The organism is Xanthomonas sp. Leaf148 (genome assembly GCF_001423585.1).
Lineage (GTDB): Bacteria > Pseudomonadota > Gammaproteobacteria > Xanthomonadales > Xanthomonadaceae > Xanthomonas.
Genome location: NZ_LMOP01000009.1, coordinates 364879 through 382836 on the forward strand (window position 1 = coordinate 364879; position 17958 = coordinate 382836).

General features: G+C 64.8%; 16 protein-coding genes, 1 other RNA gene and 1 pseudogene. 9 read left to right on the forward strand and 9 right to left on the reverse strand.

Annotation, left to right across the window (positions count from 1 at the left end):
- Window positions 1-105 precede the first annotated feature (105 nt).
- The 3 genes from ASF90_RS13770 to ASF90_RS13780 are packed head-to-tail and all read left to right on the forward strand — an operon-like array spanning window position 106 to window position 3934.
- Window positions 106-2337: a TonB-dependent hemoglobin/transferrin/lactoferrin family receptor gene (locus ASF90_RS13770; protein WP_055851048.1), complete on the forward strand. Its 2232-nt coding sequence runs from the start codon at window positions 106-108 to the stop codon at window positions 2335-2337.
- A 5-nt stretch (window positions 2338-2342) separates the two neighbouring features.
- Window positions 2343-2975 carry a hypothetical protein gene (locus ASF90_RS13775; protein WP_055851051.1) on the forward strand — a complete coding sequence of 211 codons (633 nt, stop codon included), beginning with the start codon at window positions 2343-2345 and terminating at the stop codon, window positions 2973-2975.
- Window positions 2976-3004: 29 nt separating this feature from the next.
- The gene (locus ASF90_RS13780) at window positions 3005-3934 is read left to right on the forward strand and encodes a DUF6607 family protein (RefSeq protein WP_055851054.1); all 930 of its coding nucleotides are present in this window, start codon (window positions 3005-3007) and stop codon (window positions 3932-3934) included.
- 323 nt (window positions 3935-4257) lie between these two features.
- On the opposite strand, the pseudogene ASF90_RS23480 reads toward ASF90_RS13780, so the two are convergent.
- The 8 genes and pseudogenes from ASF90_RS23480 to ASF90_RS13815 form a co-directional block, all read right to left on the reverse strand.
- Window positions 4258-4383, reverse strand: a pseudogene (locus ASF90_RS23480) (DMT family protein); the annotation flags it as partial.
- A 114-nt stretch (window positions 4384-4497) separates the two neighbouring features.
- Window positions 4498-4851 (reverse strand): DMT family protein, encoded by a 354-nt coding sequence (locus ASF90_RS13785; protein ID WP_055851451.1) that lies wholly within the window; start codon window positions 4849-4851, stop codon window positions 4498-4500.
- A 175-nt stretch (window positions 4852-5026) separates the two neighbouring features.
- Entirely contained in the window at window positions 5027-5911 is an 885-nt protein-coding gene (locus tag ASF90_RS13790; protein ID WP_055851058.1) for an ABC transporter permease, read from the reverse strand.
- The gene (locus tag ASF90_RS13795) at window positions 5908-6741 is read right to left on the reverse strand and encodes an ABC transporter ATP-binding protein (protein ID WP_055851062.1); all 834 of its coding nucleotides are present in this window, start codon (window positions 6739-6741) and stop codon (window positions 5908-5910) included. The genes ASF90_RS13790 and ASF90_RS13795 overlap by 4 nt, the downstream gene beginning before the upstream one ends.
- A gap of 3 nt (window positions 6742-6744) precedes the next feature.
- Entirely contained in the window at window positions 6745-7791 is a 1047-nt protein-coding gene (locus tag ASF90_RS13800; protein WP_055851065.1) for an ABC transporter substrate-binding protein, read from the reverse strand.
- A gap of 43 nt (window positions 7792-7834) precedes the next feature.
- Complete coding sequence (locus ASF90_RS13805; RefSeq protein ID WP_055851070.1) at window positions 7835-8752, reverse strand: TauD/TfdA family dioxygenase; 918 nt, start codon at window positions 8750-8752, stop codon at window positions 7835-7837.
- 249 nt (window positions 8753-9001) lie between these two features.
- Window positions 9002-11485, reverse strand: coding sequence for an FtsX-like permease family protein (locus ASF90_RS13810; protein WP_055851073.1), 2484 nt, complete (start codon window positions 11483-11485; stop codon window positions 9002-9004).
- Window positions 11482-12099 (reverse strand): ATP-binding cassette domain-containing protein, encoded by a 618-nt coding sequence (locus ASF90_RS13815; protein WP_269079390.1) that lies wholly within the window; start codon window positions 12097-12099, stop codon window positions 11482-11484. The genes ASF90_RS13810 and ASF90_RS13815 overlap by 4 nt, the downstream gene beginning before the upstream one ends.
- A 91-nt stretch (window positions 12100-12190) precedes the next feature.
- Between ASF90_RS13815 and ASF90_RS13820 the strand changes: the two genes are divergently transcribed.
- From ASF90_RS13820 to ASF90_RS13830, 3 genes are all read left to right on the forward strand, one after another.
- Window positions 12191-12859 (forward strand): arylesterase, encoded by a 669-nt coding sequence (locus ASF90_RS13820; RefSeq protein ID WP_193552430.1) that lies wholly within the window; start codon window positions 12191-12193, stop codon window positions 12857-12859.
- Between the two features lie 91 nt (window positions 12860-12950).
- Window positions 12951-13664: a response regulator transcription factor gene (locus tag ASF90_RS13825; RefSeq protein WP_002811889.1), complete on the forward strand. Its 714-nt coding sequence runs from the start codon at window positions 12951-12953 to the stop codon at window positions 13662-13664.
- A gap of 142 nt (window positions 13665-13806) precedes the next feature.
- Entirely contained in the window at window positions 13807-15078 is a 1272-nt protein-coding gene (locus tag ASF90_RS13830) for a HAMP domain-containing sensor histidine kinase (RefSeq protein ID WP_055851081.1), read from the forward strand.
- An 81-nt stretch (window positions 15079-15159) separates the two neighbouring features.
- On the opposite strand, the gene ASF90_RS13835 is transcribed toward ASF90_RS13830, so the two are convergent.
- Window positions 15160-15870 (reverse strand): SGNH/GDSL hydrolase family protein, encoded by a 711-nt coding sequence (locus ASF90_RS13835; RefSeq protein ID WP_055851085.1) that lies wholly within the window; start codon window positions 15868-15870, stop codon window positions 15160-15162.
- 183 nt (window positions 15871-16053) lie between these two features.
- Between ASF90_RS13835 and ASF90_RS13840 the strand changes: the two genes are divergently transcribed.
- The 3 genes from ASF90_RS13840 (at window position 16054) to ASF90_RS22410 (ending at window position 17952) form a co-directional block, all read left to right on the forward strand.
- Complete coding sequence (locus tag ASF90_RS13840; RefSeq protein WP_055851088.1) at window positions 16054-16434, forward strand: diacylglycerol kinase; 381 nt, start codon at window positions 16054-16056, stop codon at window positions 16432-16434.
- Window positions 16435-16926: 492 nt separating this feature from the next.
- Window positions 16927-17553 (forward strand): LemA family protein, encoded by a 627-nt coding sequence (locus ASF90_RS13845; RefSeq protein WP_055851091.1) that lies wholly within the window; start codon window positions 16927-16929, stop codon window positions 17551-17553.
- Between the two features lie 322 nt (window positions 17554-17875).
- A non-coding RNA gene (locus ASF90_RS22410) (sX9 sRNA) lies at window positions 17876-17952 on the forward strand.
- Window positions 17953-17958: the final 6 nt, after the last annotated feature.

Sequence of the window (17958 nt, forward strand, 5' to 3'; positions counted from 1 at the left end):
ATGTGGGCACGCCGCCGCTGCCCACCGCTGACCTCTCCACCCCCGGTTGCCGCATGCGGCATGCCGCAGCGTGCGCTGCCGGGGGGCTCCCACAAAGGTTCCTAGATGATTCGCCTGCATCCGCTGGTGGTCGCGCTGTCGCTTGCGCTGCCTGCTGTTCCGTTGTGTGCCCATGCTGCCGACTCAGACGCCGGCGGCGATGCTGCGCGTGAGGTGCACGACTTCGATCGCCTGCAGGTCACCGCCACGCGCACTCAGCGCGCACTGATCGATGTGCCGGCCACGGTGGATGTGATCGACCGCGAACAACTGGATAACCAGCTGGTGCGCGAACTCAAGGACCTGTTCCGCTACACCCCCGGGGTGTCGGTGACCAGCAACAGTGGTCGCTTTGCCGGCGCCAGCGGTATTCGCATTCGTGGGCTGGATGGCAACCGCGTCGCGATCCTGGTGGACAACGTGCCGGTGTCGGACACCTTTGCCTTCGGCAGCTACCTCAATGCCAACCGCAATTTTGTCGACCTCGAAACGCTCAAGCGGGTAGAGGTCGTCCGTGGGCCGGCCAGCTCGCTGTACGGCTCCGATGCGCTGGGTGGCGTGGTGGCGTTTGTCACCAAGGATCCGTCGGATTATCTGAGCGCCGATAAGCGCAGCTATGTCGGGCTGAAGTTCGGTTACGAAGGCGACTGGAACGGCTTGTTTGCTGGTGCGACCGCCGCATTCGGCGGCGAGCGCTGGAGCGGCATGGTGGCCGTAGCACATCGCCAGGGGCAGGAAGCGCAAAACCAGGGCGACAACCGCAGTCGCGATTTCACGCGCACCGCGGCCAATCCGCAGACCATCGACGGGCGCAGCATGCTGGCCAAACTGGTGTACGCACCGAACGCGCAGCAGCGTTTCAAGCTCACTGTCGAAGGTAACGAGGACTATGGCAGCATCGAAGCGTTGAGCGGCATCGACCCGCGTGTGACCACGCCATCGCTGCGCATTCTGTCGCAGGACGGCCGCGATCATCAGACTCGCGCGCGGGTGTCGCTGCGGCACGAGCTGGACGCGCTGGACGCGGCGCTCGCCGACGATCTGCAATGGCAACTCTATCGCCAGGACAGCGACAGCCTGCAACGCACCGACGAGTTGCGTGGCAACAACACGCGCCGCCACAACGAACACACTTTCGACCAGCGCGTGTACGGGTTGCTGGTCAATGCGCACAAGCGCATCGAAACCGCGGCGCTGACCCACGACATCACCTACGGCCTGGACGGCACCTGGACCGACACGCGCGCCAAGCGCGATGGGTATTCGGTGAATCTGGCCAGTGGCGCGATCACCAACCGCGTTGGCCAGGACGTGTTCCCGGTGCGTGATTTCCCCAAGAGCGAAACCACCAAGCTCGGTCTGTATGCGCAGGACGAAATCGAGCTACTGGATGGCAGGTTGTCGCTGACTCCAGGCGTGCGCGTGGATTACTTCCGTCTTGCGCCGCAACTGGATGACATCTTTCGCGAAGACAATCCCGGCGTGGCGGTGGCAACCATCGACCAGACGCAGGTGTCGCCAAAATTCGGCGCGGTGTGGCGGTTCTCGCAAGCCTGGTCTGCGTATGCCAACTATGCGCACGGCTTTCGCGCGCCGCCGTACAACGATGTCAATATCGGCTTTACCAATCTGCAGGCGCGCTACACCGCCATCGCCAACCCTGAGTTGAAATCGGAGACCAGTCGCGGCGGCGAGTTGGGGCTGCGCTTCAACGATGCCGTCGGCTATCTGGGGGTGAGCGTGTACTACACCGACTATCGAAACTTCATCGAATCGTATGCGCCGGCTGGCGTCAACGCGGAGGGTTTACTGCTGTTCCAGTCGCGCAATGTCGACGATGTGGTGATCAAGGGCGCCGAAGCGCGCGGCGGGCTGGATCTGGGCGCGCTGGCCGGCTGGCAGGGTTGGTCGTTGAACAGCGCGGCGGCCTATTCGGAAGGCGACAATCTCACCGACGACACGCCGCTGAATTCGGTCGACCCGTTGCGCGGCTCGCTGGGCGTCGCCTTCGACAGCGATGCTTGGGGTGCGGAATTGATCGGCACCTTTGTCGCACGCAAGCGCCGGCCGCAGCTGGACAGCTACTACACGCCGGCCGGCTACGCCACGCTGGACTTGATGGGCCATTGGGAATTCGCACCCGGCGCCAAGGTCACTGCAGGCATCTTTAATTTGGCCGACCGCCGCTACGTGGACTGGAATGCGCTGCCCAACGGCACGCTGGCCAGCAACACGGTGCTGGATCGGTTCACCGGCGCCGGACGCACGGCATCGGTCAGCCTGGCGGTGAGTTGGTAGCCGCCATGCCTATCGCCCGCTCACTCCCGTTGTCCTCGGCTGCACGTGCCGACCGCGCCGCATTGCCGCGCGCACCGCAGTTATCGGCGCTGGGCACGGTGCTATGCCTGTACCGTCCCGTGCTGGGCAATGAACTCGATGGCTGGCAGCACGCCGTCGATGCCGCCGCCTCGCGCCAGGTGGACAGCGATGGCGTGCGCGAAAGCATCTGGTTCTTCGGTGCCGACGGCCAATGCTGCTGGCGGCTGTATCTGTTGCCGGACAGCGATTTCTTGAGTTGGGATCGCCTGGTCTCGCGCTTGCCGCCACTGCCGACGGAGACGCACGGCCTGGGCGTCGGCGAACGCTTATGGCGTCGTCTGGCCGGACGCCTGCGCGGTGAGAGCTGGCGCTTGAGCGCACTGCGCCTGCAGTCCACTGCCAACCGCCAGCAGCCGCTGGCTGCCAATCTTGCGACCGTGTCTGCGCTGGGCGCGGACGTCGCCGCGCGCTTGGCCCGCGAAGAAGGCATCGACGGACGTGTGGCAGTGGACGATTGCTGCTGCGCACGCGCTGCCGCCTCGCGCGCTGCGCAGGCCACCTCACGCGGTACCGATCCCACCGACATGACCACGTCGCTGCTGCGCTTGCGCCGCTGACGTTCCCACGACCACGACCGAGAATTCCGATGAGCCGATTGTTTCCGTATTTCCCTGCAGTGATGCTGAGCCTGTTGCCGGTGGTCGCCACTGCGGCCGCAGAGCCCGAACGCGATCGCCAGAGCATTTTGGCGATGCAGGGCGAATACGCGGTGGATTTCGCCTTCGACGAAACCGTGTTGCTCAAGCCCGGTTACGAGCGCGCATCGGCGATGCGCAGCGCTGCCAACGAAGTGGTGATCGTGGTGGAAGACACGCCACACAAGATCGTGTTGCAACATTTGCTGGTGGATGAAAAGACCAAGCATGTGACCAAGCACTGGCGGCAGGATTGGGTCTACCAAGCGCCGCAGCGTTTCGAGTTCACCTCCGACCAGACCTGGCGGGTGCGCGCAGTGCCGGCGATGACGACTACAGGTGCATGGACGCAATGCGTGTTCGAGGTGAGCGATGCGCCGCGTTATTGCGGCACCGGACGCTGGGACTACGCCGATGGTCACCCGACCTGGACCAGCGATCTGAGCTGGCGCCCGTTACCGCGCCGCGAATACACCAAGCGCAGCGACTACAACGCGCTGTCGGTGATCAATCGCCACACGCTCACGCCTAACGGCTGGACGCACGAACAGTTCAACACCAAGGTGCTGCGCAAGCCCGATGGAAGTCAGCAGGCCATCGCACGTGAGTTCGGCTTCAACGATTACCGCAAGACCAGCGAGGTCGACTTCGCTCCGGCCTACGCCTACTGGAAGGGCACGCAAGGCTACTGGGCCAAAGTGCGCACGCGCTGGGCCGCATTCCTGGACACGCCACCGGGCCTGCATCTGAAAACCAAACCCGATGGCATGGCGATGATCATGCCGATGTTCGAACAGGCCGACACCGTGCAGAAGGGCAAGCCGGTCAAGGACGCGCAACTCGACGCGGTCTTCGCGCAGTGGGTTGAACCTGCGAACTAACCACCGGCTATCGTAGGAGCGCACCCGGGCGCGACGGGGGTTTCCTGGTAATGCCCGTCGCGCCCGGGTGCGCTCCTACGGGCAATGCGGCGGTTATTCCTTGAACATCAAAAATGCCGCCACCAGGATCAGGTCGAACGCGGCCTAGTGAGTGCACTTCAGCGACGTAAAGTCGAGAAGGCGGCAAGTACCAGCAACCTGATCACCTAGTGTCGAGCCGATGAATGACGCACAAGAACGTCGTAGGAGCGCACCCGGGCGCGACGTGGCTTTCCTGGTAATGCCCGTCGCGCCCAGGTGCGCTCCTACGCGCGAAACGGACGTTATTCCTTGAACATCAAAAATGCCGCCACCAGGATCAGGCCGAATGCGGCCCAGTGATTCCACTTCAGCGACTGGCCCAGGTAGAAGGTCGAGAAGCCGGCGAATACCAGCAGCGTGATCACCTCGTGTCGAATCGATGAATGACGCACGAGAACGTCGTAGGAGCGCACCCGGGCGCGATGTGGTCTTCCTGGTAATGCCCGTCGCGCCCGGGTGCGCTCCTACGGGCAAGACAGACGTTATTCCTTGAACATCAAAAATGCCGCCACCAGGATCAGGCCGAACGCGGCCCAGTGATTCCACTTCAGCGACTGGCCCAGGTAGAAGGTCGAGAAGCCGGCGAATACCAGCAACGTGATCACTTCCTGCATGCCCTTGAGCTGCGGCGCCGAATACACCGCGCTGCCCATGCGGTTACCCGGGACCTGCAGGCAGTATTCGAAAAACGCGATACCCCAGCTGACCAGAATCGCGATCATCAGCGGCGTGCTTTTGTACTTCAGATGCCCGTACCAGGCGAAGGTCATGAACACGTTGCTGGCGAGCAGCAGCAGGATTGGGTACAGGTACGCAGTGAAGGCGGTCGTGGGCATGACGGCGGACGGCAGGAAAGGGGCCGGCAGCATAAGCCAGCGCCGTTAAGCGCACGCGACCGTTTCGATGCACCGGGCGCAGGCTAAGGCGGTCGGAGGCCTGTGCGAAACGCTGGTCTGCAGCAGGACCATGCAAAACGACTCGCCTTACGTCGCGGCTCCCACGCTCACCCTGCTAGCGCTGCATACCCCAGCGACGCACGGTGAGCCGTTCGATGGCCTGGAACACCACGCCTTCCACCAGCAGGCCCAGTACGATCACCATGGCCAGGCCGGCGAACACCTTGTCGGTGTACAGCTCGTTGCGGTTCTGGAAGATGTACCAGCCCAGGCCGCCCTGGCCGGAGGTGGCGCCGAACACCAGCTCCGCTGCGATCAGGGTGCGCCAGGCGAATGCCCAACCGATCTTCAGGCCGGACAGGATCGCCGGCAGCGCGGCCGGGATCAGCAACTGCGCCACATAGCGTGGACCACGCAAGCCGTAGTTGCGGCCGGCCATGCGCAGGGTCTCAGGCACCGCCTGGAAGCCGGCGTAGGTGGTCAGCGCCAGCGGCCACAGCACCGAATGCACCAGCACGAACACCAGGCTGCCGGTGCCCAGCCCGAACCACAGCAAGGCCAGCGGCAACAGCGCAATGGCCGGCAACGGGTTGAACATCGCCGTCAGCGTGCCCAGCACATCGCGGCCCCAGCGTGTGGAGGCAGCCAGGGCGGTCAACACAAAAGCCAGCACCACGCCGAGCACATAGCCCTGCGCCAGCACCTTTAGCGACGCACCTACGCGGCGCAGCAATTCTCCCGACAGCAACCCCTCGTAAAACGCGCGTGCGGTCTGCCATGCGCTGGGCAACATCAGATCGTCGCCGACCACGCGCGCAGCGATCTCCCACACCGCCACCAGCACCGCCAGCACCAGCGCCTTGCGCAGCCACGGCGGCGCCTGCCAGCGCGCGGGCGCGGCTGTGGCGATCAGTGCGGGGTCCAGCGGCTGGACGGTCAGTTCGTACTCGGCGCGCACCGGCGGGAGCGGTGGCAGCCTGGCGGCAGGGCTGCGGCTCATGGCAGCGCCTCGCGTTGACGTATGGCCGGGCGACGCAAAGGCGCCACCTTGTCGTTGTCGAGCGTGGCGTCTGGCAGGTCGAACAGCAAGCGGTGAATGCGCTGCGCGGTCTGTTGAAACGCCACGCTGCCGGCGCTATGCGGGCCAAACGCGTGCGCGTTGAGTTCGGCGCGTACCTGGCCTGGGTGCGGCGACAGCAGCAACACACGGTTGCCGACCACCAGCGCTTCTTCGATGGAGTGGGTGACAAACAACAGCGTGAAGCGCAACTGCTCCCACAGCTCCAGCACCTGCTCCTGCATGCGCGAACGCGTCAATGCATCGAGGGCGGCGAACGGCTCGTCCATCAGCAGCACACGCGGGCGCATCGCCAGTGCACGTGCAATGGCAACGCGTTGCTTCATGCCACCGGACAAGGTGTGCGGGTAGGCCTCGGCAAAAGCGCTCAACCCGACCTGCGACAGACTTTCGTCGGCACGCTCGCGCGCTTCGGCGCGACTGAGTTTGCGCGCTGCGCGCAGGCCGAAGATCACGTTCTCGCGCACGGTCTTCCACGGTGCCAGTTGATCGAACTCCTGGAATACCACCACTCGATCCGGCCCCGGTCCGGTCACTGCGCGCCCGTCCAGACGGATCTGTCCTTCGCGCGGACTGACAAAGCCGGCCACCGCCTTGAGCAAAGTGGACTTGCCGCATCCCGACGGCCCAAGCAGCACAAAACGATCTGCTTCATGCACATCGAAGCGCACCCGATGCGTCGCGCGCACCACGCGCTGCGCGGACGCGTATTCCAGGCTGACATGATCGACTTGCAGCAACGGTGTGCTCATCGCTCAGCTCCCGCCTGCAATCAGCGGATCATCGAAGAAGTAATCGCCCACCTTGGCAGGCGCCTGCTTGATCGCCCCGCTGTGCTGCATGAACTTGCCTAGCTTCAGCGTGTTCTGCGGCGCCACGGTGAATTGCACCTTGGGGTCCTTGAGAATCTGCAAGACCAATGCACGGTCGATGCTCGAACCGTTGCGACGCAGGAAGATATCCGCCGCCTGTTCCGGATGCGCGGTGACGAATTTCGCCGCCTGATCCAGTGCGGCGACAACGGCGCGATAGGTCTTGGGATTATCGCGGCGGAATTTTTCGGTGGCGTACAACACCGTGGCCGACGACGGTCCGCCTTCGATGTCATAGGAGCTGGTCACGATATGCGCGGCCGGGTTGCGCGCCAGTTCCTGTTCCTGAAACGGCGGGCTGGCGAAATGTGCGGTGATTTCGGTGCGGCCACGGATGATCGCTGCGGCGGCATCCGGGTGCGGCAATGCCACCTGCAGTGGGTCCAGCTGATGGGTGCCCTTGTCGCCCCAGCGTTGTTGCGAGGCATGCTGCAGAAAGCGCGATTGCACCGACACGCCGGTGGCGGGCACCGCAATACGGTCCTGCGGCGTGAAGTCGCCGATGCTCTTGATGCGCGGGTTGTTGCTGATCAGGTAATACGGAAAATTGCCCAGCGAGGCCACACCGCGCACATTCTGCCGACCACGGGTGCGGTCCCAGATGGTGAACAACGGCCCGACGCCTGCGCCTGCAATATCGATCGAACCAGTGAGCAGGGCATCGTTGACCGCCGCGCCGCCGGACAACTGCAGGAACTGCACATCGATGTCCACGCCAACGGCCTTGCCTTGCTGCTCGATCAGCTTCTGGTCCTGTGCCACATCCAGCAGCAAGTAGACGATGCCGAACTGCTTGGCGATGCGCAGTTTTCCTTCTGCCTGCGCGGTGGCGCTCAGCAGCAACGGCAGTGCTGCCAGCAGCAACGCCGCGACGCGCCTTGAGACTGTGCGGCGCTGCGAAGGTGCGTGAGAAGTGACGGTCAAACGCATGCGGCGCTCCAGTCGAAAGGGGGAGGAGGGGACAGGCGCACGCTCAGAACGGCGCGTCGCCTTCGATGGTGGTGCGGTTGAGTCGACGGCGCAGGTGGTCGGGCGTGCCGGCGGCCAAATGCATCACCGAGCGGTTGTCCCAGAACACCATGTCGTGCGCCTGCCATTGATGCCGGTAGACGAATGCATCGCGGGTACTGTGTTCGAACAATGTCTGCAGCAACGCAGCACTTTCGTTGTCGGGCAAGCCGACGACACGGGTGGTGAAGTGTTCGCTGACAAACAGCGCTTTTTGCCCGGTTTCCGGGTGCGTCCGCACGATGGGGTGCTGCACCGGCTTTACTTCGGCAATCTGTTCGGGCGTCAGCGCCGGGCGCCACGGGTTGCGTGCGCGCAGCGCTTCGTACTTGGCGAGATAACTATGTTCGGCACGCAGGTCCTGCACGCGGCGCTTGAGCGGCTCGGGCAGCGTTTGCCAGGCCAGATGCTGATTGGCGAACAGCGTGTCGCCGCCGTCGCTGGGCAGTTCCTGCGCATGCAGCAGCGAGCCCAGACTGGGCGTTTCCTTGTAGGACAGATCCGAGTGCCAGTAATGCCCGGCATCGCCCAGTCCGATCGGCTCACCGTTCTCCTTGATGTTGGACACCACCAGCACTTCCGGATGCCCGGGCAGCTGGAAATTGCGCAACACATGAATCTGCAATGGCCCGAAACGACGGCTGAAATCCACCTGCTGCGCAGGCGTGATGCGCTGATCGCGGAACACCAGTACGTGGTGGTCCAGATGTGCCTGATGGATGCGCGCAAAGGTGGCGGCATCCAGCGGCTGCGACAGATCCAGCCCGATGACTTCCGCACCCAGTGGCGCATCGAATGGCACGATTCGCACGCCGGACGTCTGCACGGCGGCGGCATCGTTGCGCGGCGATTGCACGCGCGCTGCAGAACTCACGCTGGCCATGACGGTGGCACCTCGACGACAGCTAAAGGCCGCCCGAACGGCGACCGGACTGGTCACTCTAGGCAGTCGTGCCGCGGCTGCGAACGTACGATTGGCAAGGTGCTTATGCGCTGCAGGTATATGCGTTGCGACACAGGCGATGCCGATCGCTGCCGAAGACACAGCGCTGCATGACAGTGGGTCATGCAGCGCATTTCGCGTCGCAGCACGCGGCCATTCGCCAACACTTGGCCGCGTCTATGGCGGGCCTTACTCCGTGCGCAGCGCCAACGCAGGTGGCGTGGACAGAATGCGTCGGGTGCCCGACCAGCCCGCCAACAGGCTCAACGCCAACCCGAATGCGCCGCCCAGTAGCAACCGCGGCCAATCCGGCGCAAGTGCGATGTCGAACGCCTGCTGCCCGACCACCGCGCCGATGACGGCGGCAGCCGTCACCGCAAGGCCCGCGGCCAGCAGCCCCAATGCGCCGAATTCCACCAACACCGCGCCACGCAGCTGCCCGCGCCGTGCGCCCAAGGTACGCAGCACCGCGCTGTCGTAGCGGCGCTCGCCTGCCGTGGCCTGCAACGCGGCCAGCAGTACCAGCACGCCGGCCAGCAGGCTGAAGCCCATCACCAGTTGCACGGCTTGCGCCACCTGGTCGATTACCTCGCGCACGCGGCCGAGAATCGCGTCGATATCCAAGACCGAAATATTGGGGTAGTCGCGGCTCAGCGATGCCAACTTGGGTGCATTGCCGGGTGGCAGATGAAAGGCGGAAATCAGGTTGTACGGCGCATCGCCTACCGCGCCCTGGTTGAGCAGCAGGAAGAAGTTGACCCGGAACGAATCCCAATCGGCCTTGCGGATGCTGGTAACGGTGAAGCTGCGCTGTTGTTCGCCCAGCAACAAGGTGATGCGGTCGCCGAGTTTGAGCTGATAGCGCTGTGCCCAGCCTTCTTCCACCGACGCCTCGGCCTGCTTGCTGTCGGCGCTCCAGAATTTGCCTTGCAACAAGGTGTTGGCCGGCGGAAACGCATGCCGCCAGGAAAAATTAACCGGGCGGTTTTCGCCATCGCCATCGTCCTGCGGGTCGCGGTCGCCGCGCACCGGCGGCTTGTCGTTGATCGCGATCAGCCGCCCGGTGGAAAACGGCTCCACCGCCGCGTTGTCCACGCCCAGGCCGCGCAAGGTCTGTAGCACCGGCTCGGTCTGCTCGGGCTGGATGTTCATCAGGAAATAGTTGGGCGTGTCCGCAGGCAAGCGGTCGCGCCATTGACCAAGCAGGCCGGGGCCGACCACCGCCAGCAATAACAGCGCGCACAGCGACAGCGACAGGCCGACCAACTGCACCACGCTCAACCCGCGTCGGCGCGTCAGCGAGGCCAGGCCCAGCTTCCAGGCCCCGCGCAGGCGGTGCTGGATCGGCCGCAGCAACGTCAACAATCCCAGCCCCAGCAGCATCGCCACCACCGCCAGCGCGGCTAGGCCGCCCAACACCCAGCCGGCCAGCACCAGGTTGCCGGTGGCATACACGGTGAGCGCCAGTGTGGCGGCCAACGCGGCCGCATACACCAACAACGAACTCGGCGGCACCGCGGCAAAGCTGCGGTTGAGCACGCGCATTGGCGGCACGTTGCGCAGTCGTAGCAGTGGTGGCAGGCCGAAGCCCAGCAGCAGTACCAGGCCGATGCCTGCACCCGCCAGCGCAGGGGTGGCCTGCGGCAGCGGCAGCCGGTTCGGGATCAGGCTGCCCAGCGCCTGCACCAGGCCTTCCTGCGCCAGCATGCCTAAGCCAATGCCGACCAGGCAGGCCGGGATGGCGGTCAACAGCAATTGCAGCGACAGCATCGCCAGGATGTCGCGCTGTTTTGCGCCCAGGCAGCGCAGCACCGCCACGGTGTCGATGCGCCGCATCGCAAAGCGGTTGGCCGCCAGTGCGGTGGCCACGCCGGACAGCAACACCGCCAGCAATGCCGACAGGGCCAGGAAACGCCCGGCGCGATCGAACGCGGCGCGCATGCCGCGCTGGGTGTCTTCGATGCCGACCAGGCGGTACTCGCTGGCGCGGGGCTTGAGCCACGCGCGCAGGTCGGCGATCGCGTTCGGCGCACCGGCAAACATCAACCGGTACGAGGCGCGACTGCCCGGGCCCAGCAGGCCGGCGCCCTCGATGTCGGTGCGATTGACCAGCAGCGGCGGCGACAGCTGCATCAATTCGCCGGAGGCATCCGGCTCGGCGCGCAGCACGCCGGTAATGGTCAGATGGCCGGCGCCGAATTCCAGCTGTTCGCCTACGCGCAGGCCCAGGGCTTCCAGCAGCCGCGGGTCGGCATAGGCCTGGCCCGGCGGCGGTGCGGTGGCGGGGGTGCCTTCCGGGTCGCTACTGCCTTTGGAGACCAGCAACTGACCGCGCAGCGGATAGCCGGGACCCACGCCGCGGATGTTGGCCATCTGGCTGGCCTCGCCATGAAACAACACGCTCGGAAAGCTGACCATGCGCGTGTTCTGCAGCCCACGTCGCTGCGCCTCGTCGGTGAAGTTGGCAGGGATCTCCTGGCGTCCGGTGACACCCAGATCGCCGCCCAGCACTTCGGCCGCGCTGGAGGTCAGCGCCAGGGTCACCCGGTCCACCAGGGTCCCCACTGCAGTCATCACCGCCACGCCAAGCACCAACGCGGCGAACACGGTCAGCAGGTCGCCTGCCAGAAATTCCCGCCGTACCGCACGCGCGGCCTGCCGCAGTACGTTCATGCGGTCGGGCCGGTCTGTGCGTGCAAACGGCCGCTGTCGATGCGGTAGATGTGATGGCAGCGCTGCGCCAGGGTCATGTCGTGGGTCACCAGCACCAGGGTGGTGTCGCTGGTGGCGTTGAGCGCGAACAACAGGTCGCTGATCTGCGCGCCGGTGGTTTGGTCCAGGCTACCGGTAGGCTCGTCGGCAAACAGAATGCGCGGCTTGGCCACGAACGCGCGCGCCAGCGCCACGCGCTGCTGCTCGCCGCCGGACAGCTGGCGCGGGTAATGCCGCGCACGTGCGCTCAGGCCGACTGCCTCCAGCACTTCACGCACTCGCGCCGGATCTTCGCGCCCGGCCAGTTCCAGTGGCAGCGCGATGTTTTCCTCGGCGGTGAGCGCCGGCAATAGATGAAAGCTCTGGAACACGAAGCCGACCTCGCGGGCGCGCAAGGCTGCGCGCGCTTCTTCGTCGAGCTGGCCCAGGTCCTGGCCAGACAGCGCAATGCTGCCGCGGGTGGGCAGGTCCAGCCCGGCGAGCAGGCCGAGCAGGGTGGTCTTGCCCGAACCGGACGCCCCAACGATGGCGATGCTGTCGCCTTCACTGACCGTCAAGCTGACGTTGTCGAGGATGTGAAGTGTTCCCTCCGGTCCACTGACGGATTTGCCGACCTCGCGGACGTCGATGGCGGTGCGGGTGCTGGAGCGGGGGGCCAGACTGTCGATGAGGAATCTCCGAATGCGTGAAAGAACACTGCGATATGGCGCGCTGGCCCTGTGGCTGCTGACACTGTCCCTGCTTGCGCCGGGAATTGCCTCTGCCAAAAGTCCGGCTGCGACCGCACCGATCCTGGTGGTCGGCGACAGCCTCAGCGCTGCGCACAACATCCCGGTGCAGTCCGGCTGGGTCACCTTGCTCGACCAACGCCTGAAACGTGACATGGCGACGCCACCGCCGGTCGTCAATGCCAGCATCAGCGGCGAGACCACATCGGGCGCGCTGACCCGGTTGCCTGGCCTGCTGCAAAAGCACCACCCCGGCGTCGTGGTGATCGAATTGGGTGGTAACGATGCCCTGCGCGGGCTGACCCCGGCCCAGCTCAAGGGCAACCTGGAAAAGATGATCCAGCTTAGCCAGCAGGCCGGCGCCAAGGTACTGTTGCTGGGCATCGATGTGCCGCCGAACTACGGCCCGGCCTATCGCGAGCGCCTTAAAGCTGCCTACGCCGACCTGTCTAAACAGTACAAAACCGCGTTGGTGCCGTTCTTCCTGGAGAAGGTCGCATTGCAGCCCGGCTTGATGCAGGCCGACGGCCTGCATCCGACCGCGGCGGCGCAGCCCAAGGTGCTGGAAACGGTGTGGCCCGCGCTGCGCCCGCTGCTGGCGCGCTGAACCAGGCGCGTCATGTAACGTTATTTGGTCTTCACATGCTTTCCACCGCCGATCCGGCATGTTTCACAAAGCTGAAGACCGAGGAAAGTCCATGCGTCAGACCAAGGAAACGTCCGGCCTCGTGCTGGTCGTTGAAGACAACCGCAATATCTCCGAAATGATCGGCGAGTACCTGGAAGGCCGTGGCTTCGAGGTCGACTATGCGCAGGACGGACTGGACGGTTACCGTCTGGCCGCCGAGAACAGCTACGACGTGGTCGTGCTGGACCTCATGCTGCCACGCCTGGACGGGATCGAAGTGTGCCGCCGTCTGCGTAACGACGCACGCAAGTCCACTCCGGTGCTGATGCTGACCGCCCGCGACACGCTTGACGACAAGCTCACCGGCCTGGGTTTTGGCGCCGACGATTACCTGACAAAGCCTTTCGCGATTCAGGAACTGGAAGCGCGCCTGCGTGCCCTGATCCGCCGCGAGCGTCGTCAGGTGGGCTCGGAAGTGCTCAAGGTCGCCGACCTGGTGCTCGACCCGGTCAGCATGCGCGCCACCCGTGCCGGCACCGAGCTGCAGCTCTCGCCGATCGGCCTGCGCCTGCTCACCATCCTGATGCGCGAATCGCCGCGCGTGGTGACACGCCAGGAAATCGAGCGCGAAATCTGGGGCAATGGGTTGCCGGATTCGGACACCCTGCGCAGCCATCTGTACAACCTGCGCAAGATCATCGACAAGCCGTTCGACCGCCCGCTGCTGCATACCGTGCAGAGCGCCGGCTATCGCATTGCCGACATCGCCCAACCGATGGCCTGATGTCGCCGGCCGGCTGCCGACTGGCGGCCGGCCGATCCTGTAGGCGCACACGCGCCGCTCGTTCTCCCGTGCTGCCGTTTGGCTGCACGACGGACTCACGGAAGCGTTGCCTATAATCCGGCGCTCTCCCCTGGATGCAGCAATGCCACACGGGCTCCCGCGAAAAATACGTCTCGCCTTCCTGCTGCAGGTCGCGCTGGCGAGCTTGGCGATTGTGCTGGGCGGGTATCTGATTTCCTTCGTGATCAAGTACAGCCTGGTGCGCACTGTGCTCGCCGACGAGGCAGTGCACTTCTGGCGCATGCAGCGCAGCGCGCCGGATCATCCGCCGCCGGATACACGCAATATTCAAGGGTATTTCTCGCCTGCCGGTGCCGGCCGGGACACGGCACCGCGCGTGCTGCAGCGGTTGTCGCCCGGCTTTAGCGAAGTTGCCGCAGCCGATGCGCTGGTGTATGTCGATCAACGCCCCGAAGGCCGGTTGTATCTGGTGTTTCCGCGCGCACGCGCGGCCCACCTGACGCTGTGGTTTGGCGTGGTGCCGGCGATCGTGGTGTTGTTGGGAATCTACGGGGTGTCCTGGTTTACTTACCGGGTTTCCAAGCGCCTGGTGTCGCCGATCAGCTGGCTGGCGCGGCGCGTTTCGCAGTGGGATCCACGCAACCCCGATGTGGACGAACTGGCGCCCGAGCGGCTGCCTGCGGAACTGCAGGGAGAAACGCGGCAATTGGCTGCGGCCTTGCACACGCTCGGGCAAAAGGTCAGCGACCACGTCGCGCGCGAGCGCAACTTCACCCGCGATGCCAGTCATGAATTGCGCACGCCGTTGACCGTGATTCGTGTGGCCAGCGACATGGCGCTGGCCGACGACGAGCTGTCGCAACGCACCCAGCGCAGCCTGCGCCGCATCCAGCGCGCCGGCCGCGACATGGAAGCGGTGATCGACGCGTTCCTGATCCTGGCGCGCGAAGCGGAGATCGATCCGCAAAGCGAGACCTTCGATGCGGCCGAACTGGCGGGCGAAGAAGTCGAAAGCGCCCGCGAGTTACTCGGCGACAAGCCGGTATCGCTGCGGATGATCGGCGACGGCAGCCTGCAGATGTTCGCGCCGCCGCGGGTGATGCGGGTGGTGCTCAGCAATCTGCTGCGCAACGCCTGCGCCTACACCGACACCGGCAGCATCGAAGTGGAAGTCAGCCAGGACCGCATCGTGGTGCGCGATACCGGCATCGGCATGAGCGAAGAGGCGCGCGCGCGCGCGTTCGAGCCGTTCTTTCGTGCCGACCCTACGCGCCCGCAGGGCACCGGTCTGGGCTTGTCGATCGTACGGCGTCTTTGCGACCGCTTCGGTTGGCGGATCGAGCTGCACAGCGAGGCAGGTCTAGGGACCTCGGTGGCGGTGGTGGTGGCGTAGGTCGGGTGGTGCTTGCCAGGCGCGTTGTCGCCGTTCGATAGCGTCGGCATGAGCTGTTCCACCAGATCGCTTCGCTGATCCTTATTTTTGCTCCAACACCGGCGCCACGGCCTTGCGCCAGAGGGCATAGCCGTCTGCAGTCATGTGCAGCATGTCCTCGCGAAACAGCGCAGGGCGCGGCTTGCCCTTGGCATCGAGCATGGGCGTGTAGACATCCACAAAATCCACGCGCGGCAGCGGCGCAAGTGCGTCCTTGATCAGGCGATTGGCGGCGATGACGGACGGCAGCAACTGCGCACGCGAGGGACTGGGTTTGATCGACAGATAACTGATGCGCGTATCGGGCAGGTCTCGCCGAATGCGCGCAACGAACGCCATCACGTCATCGCGGACCTGCTCGGGCGTGCGGCCGCTGTTGAGATCGTTATCGCCGGCATACAGCAGCACCTGGCGTGGCGCATACGGAATCACGATGCGGTCGGCGTACCAGGTGCTGTCACGCACCTCCGAGCCGCCGAAGCCCCGATTGATCACCGGTTTGCCGGGGAAATCCTGCGCCAGCGTGTCCCAGAAACGGATCGACGAACTACCGACAAACACGATGCCATGCTTGGGCGGCGGCTGGCGCGCATCGCTGGCGGCAAAGCGCTGCATATCGTCTTCCCAGGCCGCGTTGGACACCTGCGCGGGCACCGCGGGCGCGGTGTGTGGAGTCTGATGGGCCTGTGCGATGGCCTGGCTGGACAGCAGTGCGAGGGTGCACAGCAGTGTGCGCAAGACGCGTCGAGTCATACGGAAACCTGCAGTTAGAGAGCGGGCTGCCCATGGTGCAGCAGTCTGCAAGCTGAGGGCAAACCGGGCCGTGGCTGGCGATGCGCAGCGTCACGGTGCAAGATTCGCACTTTCCCCAGCAGCGATCATGCCATGCGTTCTTCTTGTCCCCTGACGTGCCCTCGCGGCCGGAAGCACTGACGCATGGCCGATCAATTGGGACACGTGCCGCGCGGACCGCGCCGCATGCTCAAGGCCGCGATCTGGTCGTGGCAGGGCTTACGTGCAGCCTGGCTGCATGAATCTTCATTCCGGCTGGAAGTCTGCCTGGCCGTGGTGATGGCGCCGTTGGGCATCTGGCTCGGCCAGTCGCCGCTGGAACGCATCGCGCTGATCGCGCCGTTGTTGATCGTGTTGGCCGCCGAGCTGTTGAATTCGGCCATCGAAGCGGTGATCGAACGCTATGGCCCCGAGCACCACGTGCTCGCCGGCCGTGCCAAGGACATGGGATCGGCAGCAGTGTTTCTGCTGCTGATCAATGTGCTGTTGTGCTGGGGGTTGATTCTGCTGCCGCGGGTGTTTTGAAACGGGTGCGATCTTGACGGGCATCCGGTTGCGCGCCACATCCTGATTGATCACGCAGGCACGCAGGCACGCAGGCACGCAGGCACGCAGGCACGCAGGCACTCAGACGCGCAGACGGCCCGACGCAAGGCGATCTCCTGCGTCGGCAGCCGCGCGCTGCTGTGCTCGGCAGGGATGGGCACGTCTTGCTCGACCATGCGCGCGCCTCGTGTCACGACATTCGCACCTAGCGCTTGGAGCACTCAGGGTGGAGCGGGACGTGAGCTTGCGCGGCACGCATGGCCTGTCAATGCGCGGCGCGATGCGTCGGCCGGCTCGCCTCAGGGTGCGAGCGCCGTCGCCACGGACCGCAGATCGACGTGGTTGCTCATCAGGGACTGCCGGTCGTTTCGGGGCGCACTACTACCCCTCGCACGCCAGGCAGGCGCATGTGCATGCGGGTTTGACTTGGCGCATGGCATGCTGCGGCTCTCTTTCAACGGAATCGCCTGCATGTCTGTCCTGATGCGTGCCCTGGTATTGCTGCTCCTGACCGCCTCGCTGTCGGGGTGCGGGTACAACGCGATCCAGCAAAAGGAAGAGGGCGTCAAAGCCGGTTGGTCGGAAGTCCTCAACCAGTACCAGCGCCGTGCCGACCTGATTCCCAACCTGGTACGCACCGTGCAGGGCTATGCGCAGCAGGAGCGTCAGGTGCTGACCGAAGTCACCAATGCGCGCGCACGCGTCGGGCAGATTCAGGTCAATGCCGATGACGAAGCCTCGCTCAAGAGTTTTCAGCAGGCGCAGGGCGAACTGGGCAGTGCGCTGTCGCGGTTGCTGGTGGTCAGCGAAAACTACCCGCAGCTCAAGTCCGACCAGTCGTTCCGCGATCTGCAGGTGCAGCTGGAAGGCACCGAGAATCGCATCACCGTGGCCCGCGGCCGTTATATCCAGACCGTGCAGGACTACAACACCTATATCCGCTCGTTTCCGCAGGTGATCACTGCCAAGATCTTCGGCTACCAGCCCAAGCCGAATTTCAGCGTGGAGAACGAAGCGCAGATTTCGCGCGCGCCGCAGGTGGACTTCGGCAATCAGCAAGCGCCGCAGCAACAACCGCCACAGCAGCCGGCACAGTAAATACATGCACCTGCGCAGTCTCAACTACTGCGCGGGGTGCTGCACGGCATGTCGAGGCAATCGCGACGTTTGCGATGGCAAGCAACCTATCGCCTGCGTGATCAACCAACGTTCAAATGCGCGGCATCAAGCCCCTCTCCCCTCAGGAGCGGGGTGGGTGTGAGGGGCGAAGCCGTCGTGTAACGACACTGCACGTAGCTTCGCTCGTTCCTTTATTTACCCCTTCGGGAGACCTTCTCCGCAGGGAGAAGAGAAAGCCAAGAGCGGTCAGCACAACGACTGTGCTCACCGCCAGGCGGGCGCGGCCGGTGCTTGGTGCGGCATGTGCCACTCGTACACTCCGGTTCTGAGCGCGCCGTCCACGCCCACCTCGCGACTGCTCGCTACGTTGTGTGAGCCACGCTA